We start from the raw sequence: 12963 nt of genomic DNA, 5'->3' as shown, positions 1-12963 counted from the left end.
CATTGGTCTCTTGGGGCATGCGCCGGATCAGGCGACGTTTGATGCACTGCTGGCGCAATCGGGGACGGATGTGGTCACGCTGATCGGGCAGTTTATTAATTCGCCTGAGTATCTGGCAAGGTTTATGGCCTGAGCCTGAATTCGTCAACATGCAAAGCCGCCTGGGAAAATTCCCTGGCGGCTTTTTTTATTTGATGTGCGTAAGAAAGTTTCATCATCAGAGCATCACCCCAGAATCGAAAATACTCATAACTGTTGTTTAAAAATGCAATTAAAAATTCAATAGCTTATGAGTGCGCTATCGCACAGATAGCGTACGTGAAAAGAGAGATAAGGGATGCTTGATACCTTACTCAAGCAGAAATTGCCTGGTCAATCTGTCAAAGCTGGACGGATAAAGACTGCCTCCCCCATGTGAAATCAATGAAACCAATGAAATTAATCCTGGTTATTCATTTCACCTCAAGGTCGCTTTCTGAAATATGAAAGAAGCACCGTATTGCGGCCACACCGAAATTACTCGGCACCGGTTTCATCTGATAAAAAAAGGCAAAAATGAACATCCTACAGCGCTACCTGAGGCCGCTTGCGTGCGTCTCTGCCATGCTCATCACATCATTCCTTGCCGGTTGCGGCGGTGGTGACCAGGGCCGCGATCCGATTTTGGGATTGCCATCAACCACTCTTTCTACACTCACCGTCACCCCAGCTACTGCCACAGTAGCAAGTGGTGGTATGCAACAATTTGTGGCTACAGCAACCTTTGCCGATGGCGTTTCCCGTGATGTCACGACGGCTTCCGTGTGGAGTTCTGGCAGCCCTGCGATAGCTAGTGTCGTCAGTGACACTGGCGTTGCCAAAGGTCTGGTGAGTGGATCGGCGATTATCACCGCCAGCTTCGGTGGCAAACTTGCCTCTGCGACTGTGACAGTGTCGCCTGCATCTCTGCAATCGATCAGCCTGCTTCCGGCAAATCCTTCTTTAGCTGTTGGTGGCAAGCAGCAATTTTCAGCGATGGGAACTTACTCTGATGGCACCACCAGTGACATTACAGCGATCTCCAGCTTTACGTCAGCCACGCCTGCATCGGCCACGATCAGCAGCACTGGATTGGCGACTGGTGTCGCAGTCGGTTCAACCGTCATTACCGCAGCGTCAGGTGCAAGGACGGCATCGACCTTGCTGACCGTGACACCGGCAAGCTTGCTCTCCATTGCTTTGACGCCAGCTAATCCGACTATGCAAATAGGTACGACGCAACAGCTGACTTCTACGGCTAAATATTCAGATGGTAGCAGCGTGAATGTGACGGCGACGACCAGCTTCAGTTCTGCCACACCTGCCAATGCAACAGTCTCGACTGTCACAGCCAGCAATGGTCTGGTGACTGCAATTGCTACTGGCCCCTCTGTCATTACGGCAACGTTTAATGGCATGAGCACGACAACGACCATCAATGTCAGTTCTGCCGTGTTGCTTACTATCACCGTGATACCACCTAATGCGAATGTTGCGGTTGGCAGTACCCAGCAATTTGTCGCCAGTGGCGGTTATTCTGACGGAACTACAGCAAACATCAGCAATGGTGTGACCTGGGCGACGAGCTCACCTTTAGTTGCAACGGTCTTGCCAAATGGTCTTGCTACTGCTGTGGCTACCGGCCCTGCGCTTATCACAGCAACGCTGGGTGGTAAAACAGGTTCTGCCGCATTGACTGTCGTACCCGCTGTTACTTTGAACTCTATTGCGATCACCCCCGTCACTGCAAATCTGGCAATAGGTTCTACCCAGGCATTCGTAGCGATTGGTACTTACTCTGACGCCAGCAATGTCAATGTGACGAATTTGGTTACCTGGAGTTCTGGCAGCAGCTCAGTTGCAAGCATATTGTCGACCGGTGTAGCAACGGGTGTGACGGCAGGTACATCTGTCATCACAGCGAGTTTGAATGCGAAGTCTGCGACAGCCACACTCACTGTCGTATCCAGCCCGGCCCTGACTTCGATTTCGATTGCCGCACCACCAGCGAGTTTGCTTGTTGGCGCTACACAGAATCTGGTGGCAACAGGTAATTACTCGGATGGCAGCACCGCCAATATTACAAACACCATCACTTGGAGTTCTGGTGCAAGTACGATTGCAACGGTAAATGCAAGTGGGCTGGTGACTGCAGTCTCTCCTGGTACTACACCTGTTGTGGCGATATCTGGCACTAAATCTACTTCAGTGACAATTAATGTGTTGCCCGTCGCAACTTTAAATTCCATCGCAGTGACCCCAGCCTCGCCAAGCATAGCTGTCAATGGCGCACAGAGTCTGGTCGCTATCGGCAGCTTTGCAGATGGCAGCAGCCTTAACATCAGCAATTCTGTCACCTGGGCTTCCGCCAATGCGGCAGTTGCCTCAGTATCAGCAACGGGAGTTGCCAATGGTTTGTCTGGTGGTACGGCGGCTATTACTGCTAGTTTTGTTGGCAAGCTGGGTAGTGCCAGTTTGACGGTAACACCTGCAGTCACGCTTACGGGTATTACGCTTGCGCCAGTCAATGGCTCAGTACCTGTTGGATCATTGCAGCAATTTACGGCGACCGGCACTTACTCAAACGGCACAACAAATAACATCAGCAGCACGGTCAGCTGGAATTCAAGTGTAAGTAGTGTCGCTAGTATCTCATCCACTGGACAAGCTACGGCACTTGCAGCAGGTGTGACAAATATCACGGCGACGCAAGGTGCGCAGACAGCAAGTACCAGTTTTACCGTGACAGCTGCACCAGTGGCAAGTATCAATCTTGGTAGTGCAGCCAGTTTCGGTGTATTAGCAGGGGCATCGATTACCAATAACTCTGGCGGCATTACCTTGGTAAGTGGCGACGTAGGCTCACCATCGCAAACGGTTGATCCGGTGCAGGCTGCAGGATTTAGCAATTACAAATCCGGTGCAATATTGAACACTGCCTTGGCCGACTTGCAAGTCGCCATTGCTGATGCGAATAGCCGCACTTGCACTGTCAATTCAGCGAGCGGTGTTGATCTGGGTGGACAAACGTTCACGCCTGGTGTGTATTGCTATGCTGGTGCCATCACTATTACTGGTACCTTCACGATGAATGGCCCTGGCCTGTATCTGTTCCGCAGTAGTTCTACTTTAAATACGACTGCGAATTCCATTGTTGCCTTAAATGGTGGTGCATCAGCGGCCAGCGTCTTCTGGGTACCTGTGTCAGCAACAACCCTTGGCGCAAACAGCGTGTTCAAGGGAACTATTATGGGGCAGTCTGCAGCTATCACCATGGGGGATACTGCGACCTTGCAAAACGGCAGGGTATTGTCGGGCAGCGCTGTGACGCTTAAAAATAATGTGATTGCACGTTAAACACAGATGGATATCTGAAAGAGTTCCCGATGAACTCTTTCAATAAATCATCCAATAAGTCATTCAATAAATTCGGCAAATTCATCAGGAGAAAATTATGGCGCTGCCAAAAAAATTAATAACACTTAACTTGTTCGCTTGTGCACTTCTTGCCAGTCAACTGGCGCAAGCTGATGAACCATGGACCAACCAGGAATGGGCAGATAATGCGTGGTACTTGGGTGTGGGGGCCGGACGTGCAAACACCAGCATTGACAAAGACAGAATAGTACGCAGTCTCATGGACAATGGCGCAAGCTCTGTGACATTCGGATCAAACGAGCGTGATACCGCCTTCAAGCTGTTTATGGGCAAGCAAATGAATCGATACTTTGCCATAGAGGCAGGTTACTTTGATCTTGGCAAGTTTGGATTCAATGCGACGACCACACCGCCAGGAGCTATCAACGGTGAAGTGGGTTTTCGCGGTTTTAATCTGGATCTGGTGGGACAGTTACCATTGACTGAGCGCTTCTCTTTGCTTGGGCGTGTAGGTGCAAATTACACCAGAGCTGACGCTCACTTCAGTGGCAACCGCTTGTTCGCGATAACAGATCCCAATCCCACCGAGAAAAAACTGAATCCAAAAGTTGGTGTTGGCCTGGAGTATAAATTTACGCAAGCATTGGCAATGCGTGGTGAGGCAGAAAGATATCGCATCAATGATGCGGTACATAATCGTGGCGACGTGGATTTTTATTCTGTCAGCCTCGTCTATAAGTTTGGCAAGCCAGCGTATGCCAGACCGGTAGCCTATGTTGCATCACCAATCCCTGTAATGCAACAAGATCCTATACCCGTTATTGTTGCGCAAAATCCGCCACCACCACCAAGGCCGCAACCGGTGTCTGAAAAAATCACTTTCAGTGCAGAAGCCTTGTTTGACTTTGATAAATCCGTCGTCAAACCACCAGGCAAGCAGGCACTAGATGATTTGTTGAATAAGCTGCAAGGCATGGATACCGAAGTGATGATTACCGTTGGGCACACTGATTCTATAGGCAGTGATGCATATAATCAGAAATTATCCATCCGTCGTGCTGAAGCAGTAAAAGCCTATCTGGTTAGCAAAGGGATTGATGCAACACGCGTCTATACCGAAGGTAAGGGTGAAACCCAGCCGATTGCAGATAACAAGACGAGTGAAGGGCGCTCCAAAAACCGTCGTGTGACCGTGGAAGTTGTTGGTTCACGTCGCTAGCAGAAAATAAGAGGATATCTTTATCCACCTTATGAAAATTGCTTAAAAAAATGTCGCTCAGAATATAAACTGAGCGGCATTTTTTCGTTCTGCTGGATTAAGCGAACAGGCTATCCCATAAAGCTTTGGTCGCACCCGCTTCTTTGCTGGCTCTTTCGCCTTCCACCCTGGCGCGGTCTTCACCCTGCAGCCGTATGCCATGCTGCAATTTACGGAATAAGCGATAAGCATCTGATACCTGATTAGCCAGTTGCAAATCGATTAGGCCTAACTCTCCGCAACGTTTTAATAAGGCGATATTGCCTTTGTTAGCGGTCAATTCAGGATACTGGTTTGCATATTTCAATACCAAAAATTGCACGATGAATTCTATATCTATCATGCCACCCGCATCCTGTTTGAGATCAAACAGGTCGCTGCGATTGACGTTGGCATCATGCATTTTTTTACGCATGCCGATGACTTCAGTACGCAACTTCTCTATATCTCTATGCTGGCGCAGGACTTGTTCGCGTATCTGCTCAAACTGCGCACCTATGCTGGCATCGCCGGCGCAAAAGCGGGCGCGTGTCAGTGCCTGATGCTCCCATAGCCAGGCGGATTTTTCCTGGTAACGGGCAAAGGAAGACACTGAGGACACCAGCAAGCCACTGGCTCCGTCAGGACGCAAGGCAATATCAATATCGAACAAGATGCCTGCAGGTGTGTGACAAGTCATCCATGTAATGAAGCGTTGTGCCAGCTTGGCATAATTGGCAGGTGCCTCCTGGTCTTCATCTTCATATAAAAAGATTACGTCAAGATCAGACGCGTAGCCCAGCTCTTTGCCACCTTGTTTGCCATAGGCGATGACCGCAAAGCTGGGCTCGGCTTTATGCCTGGTAGCAATAGTTTGCCAGGCAGATTGCAAGACAGCTTCAACGATAATGTCGGCCAGTTGTGAGAGTTCATCGGCCAGATGTTCTACGCTTAGCTGGCCTTCCAGATCTTGCGCCAGCAAGCGAAATTGCATGGCATGGTGCATTTCACGCAGGGTTTCCATTTGCCTTTCAGTGTCACCAATATGCTGCGCCAGATGCTGTTGCAAATCCAGACGGAACGCTGACCAGTCCGGGCGCTGATGCAGTGAAGACTCATCCAGCAATTCATCCAGCAGCAGAGGATGGCGGGTCAGGAACTTGGCTGCCCAGTCAGACGCGCCCATCATGCGTATCACCCTTGCCAAAGCATGCGGGTATTCAGTTAGCAGTGCGAGATAAGCCGCGCGGCGGGCGATGGCTTCCATGAAGTCGAGCAGGCGGTTCCAGGCCAGTAATTGGTTACTGCTTTGTCTGGCGATAATGTTGAGGGCATTATTGACCAGTGCCACCAGTTTCATGCGGCTGGCTTCAGACAGGGATTGCACCTTCGGTGATTGCCAGGTGGCCTGCAGTCTTTGGCTGAACGCTGCCGCATCCTGTGCTGAAAATTCCAGACCTGCCAAATGGGCGGCGATCAGTTCATCACTGTCAGGGCTGGACAGGCTGACTGCCAGCATGCCTTGTTCATTTTCGCTATTGTTCTCGGCCTTGTCGCGGAAGATGGCATCAAACTGATCGGCGATGAATTCACGGTGAGGGCGCAACTGGTCCAGCAATTCTGCCACGCTGGCACAGCCCATCATCTGCGCTATCCTCAACTGGTCCTCATCCCTGGCCGGGAAGGTATGGGTCTGGGCGTCATCCAGATATTGCAGTCGATGTTCGAGAGTGCGCAAAAAAGTGTAGGAGTCCAGCAGTTTTTCGATAATGGGTGCATCCATGATGCCTTTTTCTGCCAGCGTCTGCAAAGTCAGGCGGGTGGAGCGTTCACGCAAGCTGGCATCACGGCCACCGCGTATCAATTGGAAAACCTGTGCCAGAAATTCTACTTCCCGTATGCCTCCACGCCCAAGCTTGACGTTATTGCTGCGCTCTGGATGTTTGGTTTCCTGGCGCACGACTTCCGCCCGGATCTGGGCATGCATGGAACGCAAGGAGTCAATCGCGCCATAATCAAGATAACGACGATAGACGAAAGGGCGGATGATTTTTTCCAGCGCAGCGATATCATAGTCATTGCCCGTCATTGCCCTGGCCTTGACCCAGGCATAGCGCTCCCATTCTCGCCCCTGTATCAGGAAATACTCTTCTATCATATTAAAACTGGCGACCAGCGGGCCAGATGCGCCATTCGGGCGCAGGGCCATATCGACGCGGAAGCTATAGCCATCCTCTGTCACTTCAGAAATGGCAGCGATGAGTTTTTTACCCAAGCGGCTGAAATACTCATGGTTGGACAGGCTGCGCTGGCTGGAGTCGGTGGTTTGTGTTTCGCCGTCTTCGGCATAGCAAAAAATCAAATCTATATCAGAAGAGACGTTGAGCTCATAGCCACCCAGTTTGCCCATACCCAGCACAATCATTGCTTGTTGCGTGCCACTTTCTTCCCCTATGGGAATACCATGCATGGCTTGCATTTCGGTATTAAGGGCTTGTAGATGCTGTTGTACGACAAAATCCGCAAACAGGCTGATTGTCGTAATTACTTCATTGAGATCGGCCTGGCCGCACAAATCGCGCTTGATCAGGGTGCAGACCACCAGTTTGCGCAGACGGCGCATGGCTTTGTTAAGAGTGACACCTGCGTATATTTCTTTTTGTAAAAACTGCGCAAAATGGGCCGGGCTCAAGGATAATTCAGAAACTTGCTGTAACTGCTCATTTCGGCTGGCATCTGCTTCCATGCAATGAGTGAAAAAGCGGGAGGCCTGGAGAATTTCGGCGTTCATGCTGGTGCTTGCGGTCATAATAGGGTTGTAATAAAGCTGAAATGGACAGATATGGTCAGTGTTGTGATTGATTTTAAGCGATAAGAGTCGGGCAGGGTTGGTATTGGCGGCCGGGACTATGCAAGCAGCAGTAATTAATTTTATACTCCTTGGGAGTATAAAATTGATGTCAAGTGCCAGAGTGGGTTGAGCTTGATTGTTGTGGGAATTATTTAATTGATAATGATTGCTGTTGATTTACTGACAGCATGCTAAAAATTCCGGGCTTGTTTTGCTGATATTCCCCGGCATGTGAGGATTTACGCAAGGGTAATGGAGCTTGCTCATTTGCAAGCGCATGGTTTTTGCGCAAGTTTTACTTACAAACAAATTAAACATTAGCAATGACACAAGCAGATCAAGAGAACATTGCTAACACCGCAGTCAAGGACGACGAGCCGGGTCATTTTTGGCGGTTCTGTCGCTTTACCTGGCGGACTTGCGATAAAAGCCTGCGCTTCACGCTTAGGCTGATATTGGCATTGTATTTCCTGTTTTGCATACTGGTGCTGGTATTGCGCTATGTCGTATTGCCCAATGTAGACAGGTACAAGCCTGATATAGAACAGGCGATTTCAAACTCTCTCGGACGGCAATTGCAGATTGCAAGTCTGCGCGCTTCCTGGCAGGGCCTTAATCCACAACTGACGCTGGAAAATGTCGTGCTGCGTGACAAGCAGGGTGGTGCCGCGCTGGTTTTGCCCGAAGTGTCGGCAACCATGTCCTGGTGGACACTCGCAGTTGCCGATTTGCGTTTTGAGCGTATCGTCATCAATCAGCCTTCTCTTGATATACAAAGGGACGCGGATGGCAAAATCTATGTCGGCGGTTTTCATATCGATCCTGCTGCTGAAAGCAAGGGGCAGGGCCTGGACTGGGTGTTGGCCCAGCATGAAGTATTGATACGCAAGGGGTCTGTACGCTGGACAGATAAACTGCGTAATGCGGCAGAGCTGAAATTGCCGGATGTGAATTTCCTCTTGCAAAACCAGTGGCGCAATCACAGGTTTGCCCTTAAGGCAACGCCTGATACCAGCCTTTCTGCGCCTTTGGATATACGAGGCGATTTCCAGCACCCGGTTTTTGCCAAAAAGATTTCAGACTTTTCTTTATGGACTGGCGATCTGTACGCCGATCTGCGCCGTACTGACCTGGCTGCATTAAAGGCCTATATAGACTACCCGGCAGATGTCAAGAAAGCCTATGGTTCGGTGCGTGCCTGGCTGCATCTGGACAAGGGCAGGCTGGCAGACCTGACTGCAGACCTCAGCCTGGCTGATGTACTGGGCAAGTTCCGCGCTGATCTGCCTGAGCTGGACATGGCCCTGGTCAGTGGCCGCCTCGTCGCCAGCGAAACCCAGACTTCTACACACAAGTTCCTGGCGGCCCTGATGGGCAAGGCTGGCCATAGTGTTTCGCTCGTTAATTTTTCCATGCGCACCCGCGAGGGCCTGCAATTACCTGCCACCACCATCAAGGAAACATTTACTCCCGGTGACAAGGGCCAGCCCGAAAAAGTAGAGTTGTACGCCAAGACCCTGGATTTACAGACACTGGCCAATTTTGCCGAGCACCTGCCTTTGCCAAACGACCAAAGGCAGATGATGCTGGACTTCGCACCCAAAGGGCAACTCCGTGACTTCACTGCCAAATGGCAGGGTACTTATCCTGATGTATCGTCTTACAGCGTGAAAGGGCAGTTCATCGACTTGTCGATGACGGCGCAGCCAGCGCAACTTGCCAGAGCCAAAACCGCCACGTCTCCGGCAAAAGCGGCTGTGCCTGCAATACCAGGATTTGAAAACCTGTCCGGCAGCCTGGAGGCCAATGACAAGGGCGGCAGTTTCGTGCTGGATTCCAAAAACCTGTCCTTGCGCCTGTCCAGTTATTTTGTTGATCCCCTCATGCCGTTTTCAAGTCTGAACATGCATGCGCAGTGGCAGTTTGTTGAGCAAGACAAGCTGATTTTCCAGATACATAAAATGGAAGCGCAACAAGAAGGCATGCGCGCCATTTTGTCTGGCAAGCACATCATGTCCATGCGTCACGGTGCTGATGCTCAGCCGGGCGAGGTGGATTTGACCGGTAGTATTACAGGCTTCGATCTGAAGCAGCTTGACCGTTACATTCCCGCCGCAGCAGAAGAGCATTTGCGGCACTGGCTACTGAACTCCATACTGGAAGGCAAGGCCAATGATGTCAGCGTGCGCATACGGGGTGATCTCGCGCATTTTCCATTCCATACTACGGACGGCAAAAAAAACCATAGGGGTGAATTCCTGATCAAGGGCAGCCTCGCTGGGGCCAAACTCGATTTTTCTGCCGGCGCACTGAATGAAGAAGGCAAGCCCCTGTGGCCAGTCATTGATGACATCAAAGGTGGTTTTGTGTTTGATAAAGCCAGGATGGAGATTACTGGCGACACCGCCAAAACCCTGGGTGTCGATCTGAAAAAGGTCAAGGCGATTATTCCTGATTTGTCGCAGCATGGTGCCATCCTGAGTATTGATGGCGCGGTCAGTGGCAGTCTGCAAAATATGCTGGCGTATGTGGGGGCGAGTCCGGTCAGTGGCTGGCTGGGGCATTTTCTCAAGGAGGCCAAAACCTCGGCACCTGCTGCTTTGCAGCTCAAATTGCAATTGCCTTTACAGCATTTGATAGAGTCAAAAGTCCTCGGTGTTTTGCAGTTTGCTAATAATGACGTGGTATTACAACCAGGCATTCCCCAGGTAACAGGCTTGAATGGCAAGCTGGAGTTCAATGAAACCGGGGTCAACCTCGGGACGCTGAGAGGCATCGCGCTTGGTGGCCCGGTACAGATTACTGGCGGCTCGCAAAAAGATAACAGCGTTAAAGTCAGGCTCGATGGTACCGTCACTGCCGATGGCATACGCAAGATCATCCCCGTCAGCATGGTCGATAAAATGGCGGACCGTGTCAGCGGTGCCAGCCGTTACACTGCCAGCATCCATGTCAAAAAACGGCAACCGGAAATCATCGTCGATTCAACGATGGCAGGCATGTCCCTGAATTTTCCTGCACCCTTGAAAAAGGCCAGCGCAGAGCTCATGCCTTTGCATTTTGAGCTGTTGCCACAGGCAGGCCAGGATGCGCAAACTCTGCGTGATGAAATTCGCGTCAGTCTTGGCAACTCCATCAACACCAGATATTCGCGGCAAAAACAGGGCAGTGGTCCATGGCAGGTAGTACGTGGCGGAATAGGCGTTAATGCACCCGCACCAGAGCCTGATAGCGGTTTGAACGCCAATATAGAATTCAAGTCCCTGAACATAGACGAGTGGCGACGCCTGATGGCACCAGCGTCTGCGAGCCAGCAGGCCAATGCAGCCGGTGCAGAAAGGGATAGTGCCGAAGTTGATTTATCGCCTTACCTTGAACCGAGCACGGTCGCTGTCAGGACGCCGCAATTGAATATCATGGGCAAGCAGCTCGAAAATGTCATTGTTGGTGTTTCCCGTCAAAATAAAACCTGGCAAGCCAATATACATTCAAATCAGGTTGCCGGTTACCTGACCTGGAATGAGGGTACAGGTGGGCAAGCGCTGAGCAGTATCACGGCACGCCTGAGTAATCTCATCATTCCCCAGTCAGCCGCTGCCGATGTCAGTGAATTGCTGGAAGGAAAAAATACTACGACACAAATTCCTGGTCTGGACATCGTTGCTGAAAACTTTGAGTTGTTCAATAAAAAGCTCGGGCATCTGGAGCTGCAGGCAGTTAATCAACTCGTCAGCCAGGGCAACGGGCGTGAGTGGCAGATCAACAGGCTGCTGTTGAGAAATACTGATGCAGACTTTTATGCCACCGGTAAATGGGCCAGTCAGGGCGGCGATGGGCGTACCCAGCTCAATTATGTGCTGGATATTGCAAATTCAGGCAAGCTGTTGGAACGTCTGGGTTTTGCCGATGTCTTGCGTGGTGGTAAAGGTAAACTTGAAGGCGATGTGCAATGGAATGGCCTGCCTTTTGCGATGGACATACCCAGCATGAGCGGCCAGGTCAAGATGGTGCTTGCCAGTGGGCAATTTTTGAAGGTAGATCCAGGGGCCGCGAAACTGCTGGGCGTGTTGAGCTTGCAGTCCTTACCGCGCCGTTTGACGCTGGATTTCCGCGATGTGTTTTCTGATGGTTTTGCCTTTGACTCCATCGCAGGTATTGCGCATATACAGCAAGGTGTGGCAAAAACCGATAATCTGAAGATGCTGGGTGTCAATGCGACCGTGTTGCTGGAAGGAAATGCCGATCTGGTCAGGGAAGCTCAGGATCTGCATGTGACCGTCATTCCTGTGGTGAATGTTGGTACGGCATCGGTTGTTTATGGCCTTGCGGTGAATCCGGTCATCGGCCTTGGCACCTTTCTTGCTCAATTATTTTTGAAAGAACCTTTGAGCAGGGCATTTACGTTTGAGTACAAAGTCAGTGGTTCATGGAAAGAACCAACGGTGACCAAAGTTGAAAGCCGTGACAATCCGTCGGCGATCAAGGCGGCAAGCAAGCCTTGAGTATGGCGGGAATGGAGCCATGTGCTTTGTGACGGTGACATACTGATAAAAGAGAGTGATATGAAGATAGCAGCAATACAAATGATATCCACGCCCGTGCTGGCAGAGAACATGGCAACTGCCAGACGCATGTTGCAGGAAGCGGCAGCCACAGGCGCAAAATTATTATTACTGCCTGAATACTGGCCCCTGATGGGCTTGCAGGAAACCGATAAGGTAGATATTGCCGAGCCGGTAGGGCAGGGGGCCATGCAGGCCATGATGGCCGAAATGGCGGGTACTCTGGGTGTCTGGCTCATCGGTGGCACCATCCCTCTGCAGGCCGCTGAACCTGGCAAGGTCTTGAATACGACCCTGGTCTATGATCCTCAAGGGCAACAGATTGCACGCTACGACAAAATTCATTTATTTGGATTCAGCAAGGGTGAAGAGTCGTATGAAGAGGCGCGCACTATCGTCGCCGGTAACCGGGTCAGCAGTTTTGATGCAGGTTTTGGCAAGGTGGCGCTGTCCATTTGTTATGACTTGCGTTTCCCTGAATTATTCCGTGCGCTGGGAACCAGCTCCCTGATCGTTGTGCCTGCTGCATTTACCTATACGACAGGCCAGGCACATTGGGAAATACTTTTACGCGCCCGCGCGATAGAAAACCAGTGTTATGTGCTGGCTTGTGGCCAGGGCGGCAAGCATGTGAATGGCCGCCGTACCTGGGGGCATAGCATGCTGATTGACCCCTGGGGCAAGGTCTTGAGCGTACTGGAAGAAGGCGAAGGTATTGTCAGTGGTGACATTGATGAAAGCCTGATTGCCAGCATACGCGAAAGTTTGCCGGCATTGCGCCATCGCAAGTTATGAAGCCTGTGGAAGCCTGAACTGAGTCTGGACTTATTCTGGACTGAGATGAGCTGACAATCAGCGAAGTAAGCAGACCAGAGAAACCCGCAGATGCTCTACAATGTCAGTGTGTGCGCCAGCGT

Annotated in this window: 5 protein-coding genes; 4 read left to right on the top strand and 1 reads right to left on the bottom strand. The window is 50.9% G+C overall.

All coding sequences use genetic code 11. The annotated features are described in order from the left end of the window. The first annotated feature begins 555 nt into the window (after window positions 1–555). The gene (locus tag ACO0LL_RS27045; RefSeq protein WP_422953920.1) at window positions 556–3375 is read left to right on the top strand and encodes a beta strand repeat-containing protein; all 2820 of its coding nucleotides are present in this window, start codon (window positions 556–558) and stop codon (window positions 3373–3375) included. A 97-nt stretch (window positions 3376–3472) separates the two neighbouring features. Further along, window positions 3473–4615 (top strand): OmpA family protein, encoded by a 1143-nt coding sequence (locus tag ACO0LL_RS27040; protein WP_422953919.1) that lies wholly within the window; start codon window positions 3473–3475, stop codon window positions 4613–4615. Between the two features lie 97 nt (window positions 4616–4712). Here ACO0LL_RS27040 and glnE read toward each other — a convergent pair whose 3' ends face one another. Continuing rightward, window positions 4713–7442, bottom strand: a complete 2730-nt coding sequence (glnE, locus tag ACO0LL_RS27035) for a bifunctional [glutamate--ammonia ligase]-adenylyl-L-tyrosine phosphorylase/[glutamate--ammonia-ligase] adenylyltransferase (protein ID WP_422953918.1) — start codon at window positions 7440–7442, stop codon at window positions 4713–4715. 365 nt (window positions 7443–7807) lie between these two features. On the opposite strand from glnE, the gene ACO0LL_RS27030 reads away from it, so the two are divergent. Both ACO0LL_RS27030 and ACO0LL_RS27025 read left to right on the top strand, forming a co-directional pair. Continuing rightward, a complete protein-coding gene (locus tag ACO0LL_RS27030) occupies window positions 7808–11986 on the top strand; it encodes a YhdP family protein (RefSeq protein ID WP_422953917.1) in 4179 nt (1392 codons plus the stop codon). A 60-nt stretch (window positions 11987–12046) separates the two neighbouring features. Continuing rightward, complete coding sequence (locus tag ACO0LL_RS27025) at window positions 12047–12841, top strand: carbon-nitrogen hydrolase family protein (RefSeq protein ID WP_422953916.1); 795 nt, start codon at window positions 12047–12049, stop codon at window positions 12839–12841. Window positions 12842–12963: the final 122 nt, after the last annotated feature.

Origin of the sequence: Undibacterium sp. TC4M20W (assembly GCF_049340245.1) — a bacterium.
Lineage (GTDB): Bacteria > Pseudomonadota > Gammaproteobacteria > Burkholderiales > Burkholderiaceae_D > Undibacterium.
Note: the sequence above shows the minus strand (reverse complement) of the source record. Positions and strands in the feature narration are given on the sequence as shown.

What these genes read in the sequence shown, in the direction of transcription:
- ACO0LL_RS27045 (WP_422953920.1), top strand. Translation starts at nt 556, where the DNA reads ATGAACATCCTACAGCGCTACCTGAGGCCGCTTGCGTGCGTCTCTGCC.
- ACO0LL_RS27040 (WP_422953919.1), top strand. Translation starts at nt 3,473, where the DNA reads ATGGCGCTGCCAAAAAAATTAATAACACTTAACTTGTTCGCTTGTGCA.
- glnE (WP_422953918.1), bottom strand. Translation starts at nt 7,442, where the DNA reads ATGACCGCAAGCACCAGCATGAACGCCGAAATTCTCCAGGCCTCCCGC.
- ACO0LL_RS27030 (WP_422953917.1), top strand. Translation starts at nt 7,808, where the DNA reads ATGACACAAGCAGATCAAGAGAACATTGCTAACACCGCAGTCAAGGAC.
- ACO0LL_RS27025 (WP_422953916.1), top strand. Translation starts at nt 12,047, where the DNA reads ATGAAGATAGCAGCAATACAAATGATATCCACGCCCGTGCTGGCAGAG.